The 15,102-nt window shown below is 33.8% G+C and carries 15 protein-coding genes; 7 read left to right on the top strand and 8 right to left on the bottom strand.

Annotation, left to right across the window (positions count from 1 at the left end; all coding sequences use genetic code 11):
• The coding region (locus tag ACILQF_RS00240) for an ankyrin repeat domain-containing protein (RefSeq protein ID WP_395625401.1) at window positions 1-708 on the top strand (708 nt) is incomplete at its 5' end.
• Window positions 709-764: 56 nt separating this feature from the next.
• Here the strand turns inward: ACILQF_RS00240 and ACILQF_RS00235 are convergent.
• From ACILQF_RS00235 to pyrF, 3 genes are all read right to left on the bottom strand, one after another.
• Window positions 765-986, bottom strand: a complete 222-nt coding sequence (locus tag ACILQF_RS00235) for a PspC domain-containing protein (protein WP_395625400.1) — start codon at window positions 984-986, stop codon at window positions 765-767.
• Window positions 958-2,268, bottom strand: coding sequence for a DUF2851 family protein (locus tag ACILQF_RS00230; protein WP_395625399.1), 1,311 nt, complete (start codon window positions 2,266-2,268; stop codon window positions 958-960). Before ACILQF_RS00230 ends, ACILQF_RS00235 begins: the two co-directional genes overlap by 29 nt.
• An 80-nt stretch (window positions 2,269-2,348) precedes the next feature.
• Window positions 2,349-3,182 (bottom strand): orotidine-5'-phosphate decarboxylase, encoded by an 834-nt coding sequence (gene pyrF / locus ACILQF_RS00225; RefSeq protein WP_395625398.1) that lies wholly within the window; start codon window positions 3,180-3,182, stop codon window positions 2,349-2,351.
• 234 nt (window positions 3,183-3,416) lie between these two features.
• On the opposite strand from pyrF, the gene rho reads away from it, so the two are divergent.
• Window positions 3,417-5,030: a transcription termination factor Rho gene (gene rho, locus ACILQF_RS00220; RefSeq protein ID WP_395625397.1), complete on the top strand. Its 1,614-nt coding sequence runs from the start codon at window positions 3,417-3,419 to the stop codon at window positions 5,028-5,030.
• A 46-nt stretch (window positions 5,031-5,076) separates the two neighbouring features.
• The gene (gene pssA / locus ACILQF_RS00215; protein WP_395625396.1) at window positions 5,077-5,778 is read left to right on the top strand and encodes a CDP-diacylglycerol--serine O-phosphatidyltransferase; all 702 of its coding nucleotides are present in this window, start codon (window positions 5,077-5,079) and stop codon (window positions 5,776-5,778) included.
• A gap of 247 nt (window positions 5,779-6,025) precedes the next feature.
• Here pssA and folK read toward each other — a convergent pair whose 3' ends face one another.
• Window positions 6,026-6,511 (bottom strand): 2-amino-4-hydroxy-6-hydroxymethyldihydropteridine diphosphokinase, encoded by a 486-nt coding sequence (gene folK / locus ACILQF_RS00210; RefSeq protein WP_395625395.1) that lies wholly within the window; start codon window positions 6,509-6,511, stop codon window positions 6,026-6,028.
• Window positions 6,512-6,597: 86 nt separating this feature from the next.
• Here folK and sppA point away from each other — a divergent pair, with 86 nt between their 5' ends.
• The 4 genes from sppA (at window position 6,598) to ACILQF_RS00190 (ending at window position 11,595) form a co-directional block, all read left to right on the top strand.
• Window positions 6,598-8,367, top strand: coding sequence for a signal peptide peptidase SppA (sppA, locus tag ACILQF_RS00205; protein ID WP_395625394.1), 1,770 nt, complete (start codon window positions 6,598-6,600; stop codon window positions 8,365-8,367).
• Between the two features lie 73 nt (window positions 8,368-8,440).
• A complete protein-coding gene (locus ACILQF_RS00200) occupies window positions 8,441-10,129 on the top strand; it encodes a helix-hairpin-helix domain-containing protein (RefSeq protein WP_395625393.1) in 1,689 nt (562 codons plus the stop codon).
• A complete protein-coding gene (locus tag ACILQF_RS00195; RefSeq protein WP_395625392.1) occupies window positions 10,119-11,096 on the top strand; it encodes a glycosyltransferase family 9 protein in 978 nt (325 codons plus the stop codon). Before ACILQF_RS00200 ends, ACILQF_RS00195 begins: the two co-directional genes overlap by 11 nt.
• Complete coding sequence (locus ACILQF_RS00190; protein WP_395625391.1) at window positions 11,089-11,595, top strand: SixA phosphatase family protein; 507 nt, start codon at window positions 11,089-11,091, stop codon at window positions 11,593-11,595. The genes ACILQF_RS00195 and ACILQF_RS00190 overlap by 8 nt, the downstream gene beginning before the upstream one ends.
• Window positions 11,596-11,599: 4 nt before the next feature.
• Here ACILQF_RS00190 and dprA read toward each other — a convergent pair whose 3' ends face one another.
• From dprA to ACILQF_RS00170, 4 genes are all read right to left on the bottom strand, one after another.
• A complete protein-coding gene (dprA, locus tag ACILQF_RS00185; protein WP_395625390.1) occupies window positions 11,600-12,694 on the bottom strand; it encodes a DNA-processing protein DprA in 1,095 nt (364 codons plus the stop codon).
• A 78-nt stretch (window positions 12,695-12,772) separates the two neighbouring features.
• Window positions 12,773-13,399, bottom strand: a complete 627-nt coding sequence (gene rsmG, locus ACILQF_RS00180; RefSeq protein ID WP_395625389.1) for a 16S rRNA (guanine(527)-N(7))-methyltransferase RsmG — start codon at window positions 13,397-13,399, stop codon at window positions 12,773-12,775.
• Window positions 13,389-14,003 carry an RNA polymerase sigma factor gene (locus tag ACILQF_RS00175; RefSeq protein WP_395625388.1) on the bottom strand — a complete coding sequence of 205 codons (615 nt, stop codon included), beginning with the start codon at window positions 14,001-14,003 and terminating at the stop codon, window positions 13,389-13,391. Before ACILQF_RS00175 ends, rsmG begins: the two co-directional genes overlap by 11 nt.
• The gene (locus ACILQF_RS00170) at window positions 13,994-15,022 is read right to left on the bottom strand and encodes a glycosyltransferase (RefSeq protein WP_395625387.1); all 1,029 of its coding nucleotides are present in this window, start codon (window positions 15,020-15,022) and stop codon (window positions 13,994-13,996) included. Before ACILQF_RS00170 ends, ACILQF_RS00175 begins: the two co-directional genes overlap by 10 nt.
• Window positions 15,023-15,102 lie beyond the last annotated feature (80 nt).

Below are 15,102 nucleotides of genomic sequence, written 5' to 3'. Positions count from 1 at the left end.
ATTAAATTATTTTTTTTACTTTTATTTACATCTAAATTTATTCAATTTTATTTTCAGAATATGAGTCAGGCTTTACTGGAAGAATACATAGAAACTGACAATGCAATAAAACTAATTTCACTTTTAGATGAGCAACCACATCTTTGCACGCTAAAAACAAGCCAAAATGTTTCCCCAATAATGCTAAGCTCCTACTATGGGAAAAACGAAATTGCTGAGATTTTATTCAGATATGCGCCTTCCATAACTATTTTTGAGGCCATTGCCCTCAGAAAATTAGATTTCATTTCAGAAACCCTTGATTTAAATCCAACAATAATTGATGCAGTCTCGGAAGATGGCTTTTCCCCACTTTACCTTTCTACCTATTTTGGAAATGAGGAAAGCACACACTTGCTACTTTTAAAAGGAGCTGATCCAAACATCCCTTCCAATAATGAATATCTTATTTATCCTTTGCATACAGCAGTTTCTACTAATTTTACAATGATTGCTAAAATGTTAATTGAAGGAGGAGCAGATTGCAATGTTGTTCAGTTATCTGGAGCTTCCCCCTTACATCTGGCGGCAAAAAATGGAAATATAGATTTGTTAATCGTCCTTCTTGAAGCTGGAGCAAATGTAAATGCAAAAATGGATGATGGTAAAAGTCCGGCAGATCTGGCATATGAAAACGGTTTTAACGAGATTTCGAAAATACTTTCTTGATCCCTATCTTATTTCAAGCAGAAAATAAAAAGCTAGCTACATTAAAAAAATCCTAACTAAAAATCCCATACCCTGGCTCTGATACGTTTTACATAATTACGAATATCAAGTACGAAGGCAGCAAAAAAATAGAAAATCAGGGGAAACCCTACTGCTAAAAAGGAAGAATAAATAAAAAACAATCTAATTTTTGATATGGAAATATTAAAACGCTCACCAAGGAATGCACAAACACCAAAAGATCGTTTTTCAAAATATGTCAGAAACTGTTGTAGCATTATTTTTAGCTAATATTTTAATTCCAATTCCACAAGATAAACATTTCTTTTGATCGCAATAAGTTTTTTTTAATTGGAGTAGCGCCTGACTTTGAGCAGCATTTTCAGGAATCCAGTTTATTTGTATAAATCTCTTAATGTGAGCATTGTCTTCTGGTCCCATTTTCTCTAATAGGTTTATCCCTTTATTTACATGGTCTTTATTGCCATGAGTTAATCCAAATGCGAATGAAAACACTGCCACGCTATTAATTAATATGTTCTTTATCGATTCATCCCCTAAACTAGAAACTGTTTGATTGCATTTTTTACCAAATCGAAAATGTGTATCCCAATAGCTGTTTAAAGGTATATCTCTGAAAAGTTTAAATATATTCTGAATATCGTTTTCATCGTTTATTCTTGAAAAAAGATGATTAGACTTCCATATCAATGCTGCAAACTGAGCGAGCCGCAAGCTTGGGAAATTACGTGGCCTCAGCCTCATATATTTCCAGAGGTATCTATCGATTGATTTTAAGCCATGTTTTTTCTTTAAAAACCGATACTCCTGCATAATTATATTAGGATAGGATTCAGTAAACATTTCATTTAAAAAACCTGCTTGCCCAAAAATCAAGGCTTCAATTTGACTAGAACTGTTTTTATACTTAGCTAATAATTGCCTTGGCAAAGAACGGGCTAGCATTTCAAAAGGGACTGCATTAGTCTTAAAACCGAAGTTACGAGCCAGCATAATGTAAAAAGCATCATCCCAGCTACCTTTATATTCTTTCAATAGCTCATTTACTTGAACGGATTTTTCTTCTAATCGCTCAATTAGAACTCGTGAAAGCCAATTTTTGAGAAAAAATGGCTCGATGCTTGATAAATGCTTCTCGCAGGGTATCCAACTCATATTTGCCATCAAACTAGCGTAGTTTTGAGCAATTTCTTTGGGAATTAAATCTTTAATCTCAAAGACTGGGATTTCTGTGCCATCCTTCCGAAAAACAGACTCGTCATGAACAGAAACTACGTGTAAAATTACGTTTTCATAGGCTAGGTCAAACTGGTGCTGATGTCGATTCCAATCAGATGATCGTATATGAATTTCCACATTTCCCACCCATAATGTGCCTCCAATCCTAATTTTAGAACTTTCAAAATCAGGACCAGCATTCATATTATGCAAGCCAACACTTATAATATCTAATGATTCGCCGGCAACAGTTTTATAATCCTGTTTGTTGAATAAACAGAATTTCCATAAATAATGAATAAATTCTTCTGGGAATGACATTTTTGAAACTAGCACTAAAGAAAGCAGCTTCAAAAAAATATGATTAAACGGTAGATGTTAGTCCGTTAAAGGTAAAATGCCTAATTAATTAAGTCAATACCCTTTAATAGAACCTCCATTTCAGATTGAAGTATTATAGCTTCTTCTCTAGCACGTTCAGCAAAATCTTGTCCCGAAGAAGCATAAATAATTGCTCTAGATGAGTTGATTAGGAGTCCGCAACTTGCCGATAAGCCATATTTACAAACCTCATGTAGGCTTCCACCTTGTGCCCCTACTCCCGGAACTAGCAAAAAATGATCAGGAGCATATTTACGAATTGCTAAAAACTCTTCTGCTCTAGTTGCACCTACAACATACATCATTCTGTCGTTTGTGGACCATGAATTAGCTTTTTGAATTACATTTTCAAATAAACGACCATGATCAGTTTCTATGAATTGAAAATCTTTACCTCCTTCATTTGAAGTTAGAGCCAATAAAATAACCCATTTATCCTTAAAGGCAAGAAATGGCTTGACTGAATCACTTCCCATATAGGGGGCGATAGTGATGGCATCGAAGCTCATCCCAGATGAAGCATAATCAAAAAAAGCTTGAGCATACATACTAGAGGTATTTCCAATATCACCTCGTTTTGCATCAATAATACCTAAACACGTTTTGGGAATATGATTAGATGTTCCAATTAAACTCTTCCAACCAGCAATACCTCTACTTTCATAAAAGGCACTATTGGGCTTGTATGCAACACAAAGATCATGAGTAGCGTCAATAATGCGCTTATTAAACTCCAAAACTGGATCCTCAAAATCGAGTAAGAAATCAGGAATAAGATTAATATCTGTATCAAGGCCTATACATAGGAAAGATTTCTTGATTTTTATTTGCTCAATAAGCTGTTCTCTATTCATTTTAATAGCGGAATTTGGACGAATTTAAAAAAAGATGCATTCTTAAAATAAAAAAAGAATTAAAATTTTGATTTTTTATTTTTATTGCATAAAATTGTGGTGTTATCTCATTTTATACCTGAATTCAGGAAATCACATTAATTTTTTGTATCTTTATAGTCCAAATATTCTTGTGTTGTCAATCTCCAGGATAAATTTATTGAAAAAAATCCCAAAAAACATAAACCATATTTAATGCTGGACAGTAATAAATTGAACGATAAGCTCGTTTCTGAGCTACGTGAAATTGCTCAAAACCTTGGTGTAGTAGATACTGATACGCTACGTAAACAGGATCTAATAAGCAAAATTCTTGAACAAACAGACATGCCACCTATGGAAGCTAGTACTGAAAGTGCTGTTTCTGATTCAAAAGATGTGGCACTAAAGCCACGTAAACGACTTCGTACTACGAAATCGGCAGGTGACAATAATCAGCATAAAGAGGTTCACTTAGACAATACTAGAACATTTGACTTCCCTGAGGTTGATGAGGAACCTTCAATACCCGAAGTTGTAGAACCTCTAATTGAATCTTCTATGCCAGATAGTCCAGTTGCTGAGGCAAATCCAATGCTTGCTGAAACAAAAAAAGTGGAACCAATTGATGCTAAGAAATTCGAGCGTAGGCCTAATCCTAACAATCCTAAACAAAATCCTAGAAACCAAGATAGCCCTGCTATAAATATGGATTTTGATAATGTGATTGTTAATGAGGGTATTTTAGAAATCATGCCTGATGGCTATGGCTTTTTAAGGTCCTCAGATTATAATTACCTTTCATCTCCTGATGATATTTATGTATCTCAATCGCAAATAAAATTATTTGGTTTAAAAACTGGAGACACTGTAAGAGGAAGTATTCGCCCACCAAAAGAAGGTGAAAAATATTTTCCACTTGTGCGTGTTGAAGCAATTAATGGCCGTATTCCTGCCGAAGTTCGCGACAGAGTTCCATTTGACTATCTGACACCACTTTTCCCAACAGAAAAATTAAACCTTTTTGTTGATACCGCAAATCATTCTACACGAATCATTGATTTGTTCACCCCAATTGGTAAAGGTCAGCGTGGATTAATAGTGGCACAACCCAAAACAGGTAAAACCATGCTTCTAAAAGATGTGGCTAATGCAATTGCAAAAAACCACCCCGAAGTATACTTAATTATTCTATTGATTGATGAGCGTCCTGAAGAGGTTACGGATATGGCTAGAAGTGTTCGTGCAGAGGTTGTTTCATCCACCTTTGATGAGCCTGCAGAACGTCACGTTAAAATTGCAAATATTGTTCTTGAAAAAGCCAAAAGAATGGTTGAATGCGGACATGATGTGGTTATTTTACTTGATTCAATTACCCGTTTAGCACGTGCTTACAATACTGTTGCACCGGCATCCGGCAAAATTTTATCTGGAGGTGTTGATGCCAATGCATTACACAAACCCAAGCGATTCTTTGGTGCTGCAAGAAATATTGAAGATGGTGGTTCATTAACAATTTTAGCTACAGCCTTAACAGAAACAGGATCCAAAATGGACGAGGTTATCTTTGAAGAATTTAAAGGTACTGGTAATATGGAATTACAATTAGATAGAAAATTATCTAATAAGCGTATATTCCCTGCTATTGATCTTACCGCTTCAAGCACTCGTCGCGACGACCTATTATTAGATAAAGATACCTTACAGCGTATTTGGATTCTGAGAAACCATTTGGCAGATATGAATTCACAAGAATCTATGGAATTCTTACAATCCCAAATGCGTGGAACAAAAACAAATGAAGAATTTCTGATATCGATGAATTCCTAATATTTATCAAGAAATAAATAATTTTTGAAACATCAATAATATTCTGATGAAACAACATATCCCCAATGCAGTTACTTGCTTAAACCTGTTTAGCGGCTGCCTGGGGATTGTTTTTGCATTCAATGGTGAATTAGTTTTAGCAAGCTATGCAATCCTAATTGCTGCAACACTCGATTTCCTTGATGGCATGCTCGCAAGATTGTTAAAAGCATATTCAGAGCTTGGAAAGCAATTAGATTCACTTGCAGACATGGTAAGCTTTGGTGTTTTACCATCAGTAATCATATTTCAACTTTTTTTAATTTCTACATCCATTCCTTCCCTAAACTGGATAAGTTACTCCGCATTTATCATTGCTGTTTTTTCAGGATTAAGGTTAGCAAAATTCAATATTGATACACGTCAATCTGAAAATTTCATCGGGCTTCCAACGCCGGCAAATGCCTTATTGATAGCAGCTTTCCCAATTCTGCTGGAAGAAAAAAATATAGTGTTCATGAATTACTTTATGAATCCATATTCCCTATTAGTTTTTAGTGTTTTTATGAGCTTCTTACTAATCTCGGAGATCCCTTTAATTTCATTAAAGTTCAAAACGACTAATTTTTCAGAAAATATACTCCGTTATATATTAATATGCAGCTCATTGGTCCTGATTATATTATTCCAATTTGCCGCAAGCCCCATCATTCTGATGCTATACCTTTTGATTTCAATTGTACATTTCAAGCAAAAAACCACTCTTTAAAATCAGAATGGAGGATTAAAGTATAAATTATTTTGTTTCTTTAATTCTTAATTTATAAATGATAGCTCTAGGAAAAAATCAATATATAGTCCTTTAAAGCAAATTAACGTTATTAAAGCCCACGATACTTTTAAGAGATTTTTAATATCTAAGCCCTATTCGCCATAACTAGTTGAATTCATGATAGATATGGAGTGAAAGCAACATTAATATTGGATGATTAGTCAGATATATTTTAGAAAGAGAATTAAAAATCAATCTTATTAACTGAAAGATCATCATCCAACTCTTCTAGTAATTGACTAACACTTCTCAATAAAATAGGATGTATTAATTTAGGGGCAATTTCACTCAAAGGCATCAACGTAAACCTTCTGACATGTAAAAATGGATGAGGAATAATTAAATCAAGTTCATTAATTATCTGATTATCAAAAAATAAAATATCAATATCAATTGTTCTTGCACCCCATTTTTGGAGGCGTTCTCGACCAAGTTTTTTTTCTATTTCTAGGATATACTTTAATAAAAGTGCCGGACTTAATTTAGTTTTCACCTCAATAACTTGATTTATAAATTCAGGCTGATCACGTTTTCCCCATGCTTCAGTTTGATATAAGGCAGATTTTGCTTGAACCACGCCAATCTCCCTTTCTATTTCAACAATGGCATTTGAAATATATTTTTTGCTATCGCCGAGATTACTCCCTAGAAGTATATATGTATTGAACATTTTATTTTACACAATTATGTAACAAATAGCCAAAAACAAAATCTGTATATTTGTAATATTACATAGATAATGTATTTAACAATCATATGAAAGATTTTTTCAAATTTGTTTTTGCCTCTATGATAGGATTTATCTTATCGTTTTTAGTGGTTTTTTTGCTCTTAATTGCAATTATTACTGCCATGGTTTCCTCTGCAGGGAATGATAGTAAAGTGAGTATCGCATCAAACAGTGTACTCCATGTAAGTCTTGATTATCCAATTAAAGAGAGAACAGATAAAAATCCATTTGCTGACTTAAGTCTGCTCGGACTTGAAAGCAAAAAAACCTTAGGCCTTAATGAAATTTTGGCAAATATTGAAGATGCTAAATCTGATGATCGCATAAAAGGAATTTATCTTGATGTTTCTTCTTTAACTTCTGGAATGGCAACTATTGAAGAAATTCGAAGTGCTTTACTTGATTTTAAAAAAAGCGGAAAATTTATAATTGCTTACAGTGAAGTTTATTCACAAGGAGCTTATTATTTAGCCACTGTAGCTGATAAAATTTATCTTAATCCTGAGGGAATGATTGATTTTCGAGGTTTAAGCTCTGAGATCATGTTTTTCAAGGGTGCACTAGAAAAGTTGGATATTGAAGCTCAAATTATTAAGGTTGGTACTTATAAGAGTGCTGTTGAGCCCTTTATTCTTGATAAAATGAGTGAACCTAATAAGCAACAGGTTACCTCATTTTTAGGATCAATGTATAATCACATCCTTTCAGAAATTTCCAAAAGCAGAAAAATTTCAAAAGAAAGCTTATTTTCAATGGCCGATAGCGCCAAGATTAGAGCTCCCGAAGATGCTTTATCATTTAAAATGGTGGATGGACTTAAATATAAAGACGAGGTTTTAGACGAGCTGAAAAAACTAACAAAAACGGATCAAAAGAAAGATATTAAATCAGTTAGCTTAGAAGAATACACAGCAAATGAAGAAATAAAAGAAGAATCTTCTAAAAATAGAATTGCTGTCATTTATGCTAATGGCGAAATTATGAGTGGTGAAGGGGATGATGAAACCATTGGTTCTGAAAGAATTTCAAGGGCTATTAGGAAAGCCCGTACTGATGATAAAGTTAAGGCAATTGTTCTGCGCATAAATTCTCCAGGAGGTAGCGCCTTAGCATCTGATGTAATTTGGCGTGAAACAGTTCTCGCAAAAAAATCTAAACCGGTAATTGTATCTATGGGTGATTTAGCAGCTTCAGGTGGATATTATATTGCTTGTGCTGCCGACTCAATATTTGCACAACCAAATACAATCACAGGATCAATTGGGGTATTTGGAATTATCCCTAACATGCAAAAATTCTTTAATAACAAACTTGGAATTACATTTGATGGGGTTAAAACAGGTCAATTTGCCGATTTAGGCTCAATTAGCAGACCATTAACTGATGGTGAGAAAATGATTATCCAATTAGAGGTTAATAAAACTTACGATACTTTCACCAAAAAGGTAGCTGATGGAAGAAAAAAGTCTCAAGATTACATTAATAGCATAGGTCAGGGAAGAGTTTGGAGTGGTACAGAAGCACTTAAAATAGGGCTCGTTGATAGAATAGGAAGTATCGATGATGCCATTGCATCTGCGGCTAAAAAAGCGAAAATAAAAGATTTTAAAATTGTTGATTACCCAGCGCAAGTAGATCCAATCTCTGCGTTATTCGATAAATCAGGAGATAAAGTTAAATCCTATTTTGTAAAACATGAATTAGGCGATAATTTCATTTATTATGAGCAAATGAAATCAGCTTTAAACCTATCTGGAGTTCAGGCGCGTATACCTTATAATATTCAAATTAGATAATTCAAAAAAATATTTTTGTTAAAAAAAAAGAAACCCTTCCCTTTTCAGGGAAGGGTTATTTATTTTTGTGGATATGGAAAACAAAATCATTGCAAGAACATTAAAATTCTTAAGCTCTTTGTTAGAATTACACAATGAAAACCCATTTAAGGTACGTTCTGTTGCTAATGCCGCATTTAAAATAGATAAACTCCCCTATCCTATTTGCACCAAAAGCTTATCAGAAATGGAGAAAATTGAGGGCCTAGGTAAAAGCATTGCTGCAAAAGTCCATGAATTCGTTCATACAAATGCTATTGAAGAATTGACCGAATTATTGAGTAAAACCCCTGAAGGAATTATTGAAATGATGCAAATCAAGGGTATCGGTCCTAAAAAAATCCTTACTATTTGGAAAGAACTAGGCATTGATACCGTAGGTGAATTATATTATGCTTGCAATGAAAACCGGTTAATTGAAGCTAAAGGCTTTGGTTTGAAAACCCAGGAAGAGATCAAAAAAAATATTGAATTTAACATCGCTAGCAATGGACGTTTTCTATATGCAAAAATTGAAAATTTTGCTGAGGAGCTTTTAAAATCCTTAAAAAAAGAGTTAAATACTGAACAAATTCATATCACAGGTCAATACCGTCGTAAATGCGAGATCATCGATCAGCTTGACTTTCTAATTGTTGGGCAAAACAATGTTTTGCTTTTAGAAAAATTAGATGTCTTGGGATTTGAAAAAACCAACATTGGTGATGAGGAGGTAAAATGCAAAACTGAATCGGGTTTAAAAATGGAATATTCATTTTGTAATATCGAGGATTTTGGCAAAGAGTTAATCCAAAAAACTGGCAATGAAATACATGTAGAAAATCTATTTGCTTTACTTCAAGGACAAAATTTAAAGAATCAATCAGAAGAGCAAATTTATAAATTAGCAGGCTTAGAATTTATTGTTCCTGAACTACGTGAAGGCACAAATGAAATTGACCTAGCAAAAACTAAAAAACTACCTGATTTAATTCAATTCAGCGACTTGAAGGGAAGTTTACACAATCATAGCACCTGGAGCGATGGTATTCATACTCTTGAAGAAATGGCAATTTATTGTAAAAATGAGCTAAAACTCGAATACTTTGGAATTTGCGATCATTCAAAATCTGCTTTTTATGCTAATGGTTTAAATGAAATACGTGTAGCGGCTCAGCAACGAGAAATAGATGAATTGAATAAAAAACTTGCTCCATTCTATATATTTAAAGGTATTGAGTCTGATATACTATATGATGGCTCACTTGATTATTCGGATGAAGTGCTATCTAGTTTTGATTTTGTTGTTGCTTCAGTGCATTCAATTTTAAACATGAATGAAGAAAAAGCAACAGACAGATTATTAAAAGCTATTGAAAACCCATACACAACAATTTTAGGGCATCCAACCGGAAGATTATTATTAAGTAGAAGTGGCTATCCAATCGATCATAAAAAGATAATAGATGCCTGCGCAGCAAATAATGTTATCATTGAGATTAATGCTAACCCGCTAAGGCTTGACCTTGATTGGCGTTGGCATCAATATGCGATATCAAAAGGTGTACTTTTATCTATAAACCCAGATGCACATCGTGTAGAAGGCAATTTAGACATGAAATATGGTACATTAATCGCTAGAAAAGGTGGATTAAGCATGTCAAATTGCCTCAATGCTATGTCTCTTGAGCAGATCAGCAAAATTTTTGAACAACAAAAAAACAAGCTTCATCTTGAAAAATAATAAACTTAAAATTCTAATCATTCGATTTAGCTCAATCGGTGATATCGTGCTAACAAGCCCTGTTTTAAGATGTTTGAAAGAGCAAATCGAGGGACTAGAGCTTCACTATTTAACTAAAAAATCATTTGAGCCAGTATTATCGGCTAACCCACATATAGACAAATTGCATTTTTTTGAAAATTCACTTACAGATTGTATTTCTGAACTTAAAAAGGAGAATTTTGACCATATAATCGACCTTCATAACAATTTAAGGACATTAATTATCAAAACTAGCTTAGGTGTAAATTCCAGTTCATTCGATAAGCTAAATTGGCAAAAATGGATATTAGTAAATTTTAAAAAAAATATACTTCCTAAAGTTCATATAGTCGACAGGTACCTTCAAACTGTCTCATTTCTTGGGGTAAAAAATGATGACAAAGGTCTGGATTACTATTTAAATGGCACTTATCAATTAGAAAAGCTATTACCCTCTTCACATCTAAAATATACATCGGTAGTAATTGGTGCTCAACATGGAACAAAACGTCTCCCTGTAGAGCGATTGATTGACTTATGTAGCAAAATAAATCAGCAGGTAGTTCTACTAGGTGGACCAGAAGATGCTGAGCGAGGAGAATTTATTGCAAAATCAGCAGGAAAACATGTATTTAATGCCTGTGGAAAACTCAAACTTGACCAAAGTGCATTCCTCATAAAAATGTCGGAAAAAGTAATAAGCCACGATACTGGTCTGATGCATATCGCTGCAGCCTTTAATAAGCCTATTTTTTCAGTTTGGGGAAATACAATTCCTGAATTTGGAATGTATCCTTATCAAGTAGATCAATCCTATATATTTCAAGTTTCGGACTTAACTTGTAGACCCTGCTCCAAAATCGGTCATGAAGCTTGTCCCAAAGGCCACTTTAAATGCATGAATAACCTAAATTTAACGGCGATAATTGAAAAAGTGAATGGCTAAACATTTAATGTTAATCAGACATGCAAAATCCAATAGGGATGATTTATTATTAGCAGATTTTCAAAGACCTTTAAATGAAAGAGGGCATAATAATGCAGTCGAAATGGCTACCAGAATCATAAAAAAAGAATTAATCCCTAAACAGCTAATTAGCAGTCCCGCAAAAAGAGCATTAACAACCGCAAAGCTTTTTGCTTCAGAATTCAAAATTCAACAATCAGAAATCATTCAAAAAGAAGAAATATATGAGGCACCATCCCAAATATTATTGAATATTGTAAACAATCTTGATGAATCATCCAACTTTACAGCTATTTTTGGACATAACCCAGGATTAAGCAGTATAGCCAATTATCTTTGCGAAGAAGCCGCATTTAATCTCCCTACTTGCGGAATAATTCTATTAAAATTCCAATTCGAAAAATGGCAAATGTTGAGTAGAGGCACAGGTGAGCTAATTCTTTTCGATTACCCTAAAAATATATCTCCCTTGATTTAATATCTTATACTAACCTATAAACCTTTCCAGGTAAGGAAATTAAAACGCCCTGAATTTCCATACCTAAAAGAATATGAACCAGTTTACTTTGCTGGAAACTGGTTAAATAAGATAAATCATCAAATGCTAAGCTTCCATGGTTTGTAAGCACATTAGAAATTATTTTTTCATCATCGGTTAAATTTATTGGAAGACTCAATTGAGGTTTTTGAACCTTACCTACTTCACTACTCCACCCCATGATGTATTCGATATCAGCAGATTTTGTGATTAGATTGGCCCGATTGGTTTTAATTAAATGATTGCAGCCGAGACTAAATTCATCGTTTAACCTGCCTGGAAAAGCAAACACATCTCTATTATATGAATTAGCTAATTCAGCGGTAATCAAAGCACCACCTTTTATACTTGCTTCCACAACAATGGTAACATCGCATAAACCGGCAATAATGCGATTTCTCTTTGGAAAATTTTCACGATCTGGGATTGTGCCCGACATAAATTCAGTTAGTAAACCACCACATTCAAGCATCTTTTCAGCCATAGCTCGATGTTGAGCAGGATAAATACGATCCAAGCCATGCCCAAGTACTCCAATTGATGGAATACCCAATTTATGTGCTTCTTTATGAGCAGCAAAATCAATTCCATAAGCCAACCCACTAACTATCAATGGATTATGAACTTTTAGATCTGCCATCAAATTTTTGCAAATATCCTTGCCATAATCAGTCGCATTGCGGGTTCCCACAACACTAATAATTTTGTTGCTATTCAAATCTGCATTACCCTTAAAATAAAGCAATATGGGTGCATCAGCACAATTTTTAAGTCGCTTTGGGTAATCTAAATCCGTAAGAAAATAGGGCTTAATCTTGTACTTTTCAATGAATTCAAGCTCAACTTCAGCAAACTTAAATACTTTATGATTAATAATAAGTTCCCTTGTTTTGGGACCAATTCCTGGCACTTTGCTAAGATGCTTTCTTTTAGCGTTAAAAACTTCTTCCTCATTTCCGAAAAAGCTTAAAAGATTACGGGCGAGAACAGATCCAATGCCTGGAAGGCATGAAAGGGCAATTTGATGAAATAGGGACATCCGAAAATAATGTTAAAAATTAAACCTTTTTAAGCTAACTGTTAACAGCATTTGGGGTGCCGTAAATTAAATAAACTATTATTGTGGAATATAAACCACGTATTTTGTATCGAAATATTCTTCTTTAAAATAATTAGGCAGGGGGATTAGTTCAACTTTCAATCCAGACTCTTCTATTTCCTGTTGAAGATCTCCACCCTTAAGGTACAATATACCATTTTGAAGTTTGTTAAACGATTTTTTGTCAAATTTTCCTTTAATCCAAGGGTAAAAATCAGATAATCTAGTTACAGCCCTTGAAACAATAAAATTAAATTTTTCGTCTATCTGTTCAGCTCTTGCATGAGTTGCCTTAACATTTTTTAAACCCAATGCTAATGAAACCTCCTGCACTACCTTTATTTTCTTACCAATAGAATCCACCAAATGAAAATTGGTTTCAGGGAACATAATAGCTAAAGGAATTCCAGGGAAACCTCCACCGGTACCCACATCAAGTACTTTTTCGCCGGGAAGAAAAGAGATAACCTTTGCTATAGCCAGCGAATGAAGAATATGATGCAAATAAAGCATGTCAATATCCTTTCTTGAAACAAGATTAATTCGAGCATTCCAAAAACGATAAAGCTCATCAAGGGCATCAAATTGATCCTTTTGAGTCTGACTTAAGTCAGGAAAATATTGGTTGATTATTTCAGAAGTCACTTCTTAAATTTTTCTTTTTACGATTTAAAATATTAGCCATTAAATCTCTGGCGCGAAAAAGTTGAGCTTTAACAGTCCCAAGTGGTATATCAATTTGTTGTGCTATTTCCTCATACGATAGCTCATCATAATATCTCAATATAATTAATGTGCGGTATCTTAAAGGCAATTGCTCAACCATATTCTTTAATTTCTCACTTTCCTGCTTTCGAATGGAAATTTCCTCTGGGTTTAACCCTTCCGCACGAACCTGCAAATATTTATCATCTCCTTCTTCTTCAAATAGGGTATCAAGAGAAATAACATTAAGCCTTTTTTTTCTTATGAAGTCAATACTATTATTGGTTGCAATTCTAAATAGCCAGGTACTGAATGCATATTCAGGGTTATATTTATCTAAATTTTCAAATGATTTTGCAAAGGTATCAACAGTAAGATCCATTGCATCATCCTTATTATTGACCATTTTCAAGGCCATAAAATAAATGGAATCCTTATAGCGCTGCATTATTTCTGCATAGGCTTTTTGGTCTCCTTCCTTTGCTTTGGCAACAAGATTAAAATCGTTTCTGGCATTTGCCGAGAAATTAGGATTTACTTCCATTCAACTTTCTTCCTAAATATGGATATTAAGCTTAATAGCATGATAAAAATATAGTAAATGAAATCAAAAAGCGGCATCCACCAAATAAGGTCAATGTATTTTAATTTCTTTAATAAGGGAATATAAACAAATATTTGGGAAAGCATCCGAATAAAAAACACAGAAGCAATTATCCACCATGGACCATTTACAACTATAAATGCGATAAGAGAAAGGTAAAATAATACCCCAGAAAGCACTTGAAAGGTCAACATTTTTTTATGCTTACTTTTATATGCTTTTCCAGCTCCCTGGTGCCTCAATTTCTGGGAAAAATATGAAGAAAACGTTTTTTTAGGCACGGTCCAAACGTGTGAATTAGGATGTATCTCAATCTTCGTATTTTTTTTATTTGCATTTTGATTTACAAACAAATCATCATCACCAGATAAAATATGCATGTGAGAGGCAAAACCTTTGCCTTTAAAAAAAAGCGACTTTTTGTAGGCCATGTTGCGCCCAACACCCATGTAAGGAATCCCACGCAAAGCGTAAGAAAGGTAATTTATTGCCGTGAAAAAAGTCTCAAAGCGAATAAACATATTTAATACGCCACCCTTAATCTCATAGGGTGAATATCCAAGAACAATATCTGTCTGATTGCTAAAATTACGCTGCATGAGGCTTAGCCAGTCCACAGAAGTTGGATAACAATCAGCATCCGTAAAGATTAAATTTTCATTCTTTGCAGCTTTAATCCCAAGGGATACAGCAAATTTTTTACCATGCTTAAATCGCGGATGATCATTTATAGTAACAATTTTTAGGTTTTTATGTTCTAAAGATAGATCACGCAAAAACCACTCGGTTCCATCATTTGAGCAATCATTTACTACAATAAGTTCGAAATCAGGATAGTTTTGATTGAGTATTAAAGGTAGATTTTTCTTTAGATTTCGAACTTCATTTTTAGCACAAATAATCACAGATAGCGGTAAATTTAACGGTGATTCTAATTCTGGAACCTTAAAAATGGCCAATTTTCGATAAACTACTAAAACATAATACAGTTGAAGTAATAAACAAATGTGCAGAGAAACAATAATAGAAATATTCAGAT

The organism is Daejeonella sp. (assembly GCF_044232565.1).
GTDB lineage: Bacteria > Bacteroidota > Bacteroidia > Sphingobacteriales > Sphingobacteriaceae > Daejeonella.
Note: the sequence above shows the minus strand (reverse complement) of the source record. Positions and strands in the feature narration are given on the sequence as shown.

Excerpts from the sequence above, each read along its gene's own strand:
- ACILQF_RS00200 (WP_395625393.1), top strand. The coding sequence starts at position 8,441 with ATGGAAAACAAAATCATTGCAAGAACATTAAAATTCTTAAGCTCTTTG.
- pssA (WP_395625396.1), top strand. The coding sequence starts at position 5,077 with ATGAAACAACATATCCCCAATGCAGTTACTTGCTTAAACCTGTTTAGC.
- ACILQF_RS00175 (WP_395625388.1), bottom strand. The coding sequence starts at position 14,003 with ATGGAAGTAAATCCTAATTTCTCGGCAAATGCCAGAAACGATTTTAAT.
- sppA (WP_395625394.1), top strand. The coding sequence starts at position 6,598 with ATGAAAGATTTTTTCAAATTTGTTTTTGCCTCTATGATAGGATTTATC.
- folK (WP_395625395.1), bottom strand. The coding sequence starts at position 6,511 with ATGTTCAATACATATATACTTCTAGGGAGTAATCTCGGCGATAGCAAA.
- ACILQF_RS00235 (WP_395625400.1), bottom strand. The coding sequence starts at position 986 with ATGCTACAACAGTTTCTGACATATTTTGAAAAACGATCTTTTGGTGTT.
- rho (WP_395625397.1), top strand. The coding sequence starts at position 3,417 with ATGCTGGACAGTAATAAATTGAACGATAAGCTCGTTTCTGAGCTACGT.
- ACILQF_RS00230 (WP_395625399.1), bottom strand. The coding sequence starts at position 2,268 with ATGTCATTCCCAGAAGAATTTATTCATTATTTATGGAAATTCTGTTTA.
- dprA (WP_395625390.1), bottom strand. The coding sequence starts at position 12,694 with ATGTCCCTATTTCATCAAATTGCCCTTTCATGCCTTCCAGGCATTGGA.
- pyrF (WP_395625398.1), bottom strand. The coding sequence starts at position 3,182 with ATGAATAGAGAACAGCTTATTGAGCAAATAAAAATCAAGAAATCTTTC.
- ACILQF_RS00190 (WP_395625391.1), top strand. The coding sequence starts at position 11,089 with ATGGCTAAACATTTAATGTTAATCAGACATGCAAAATCCAATAGGGAT.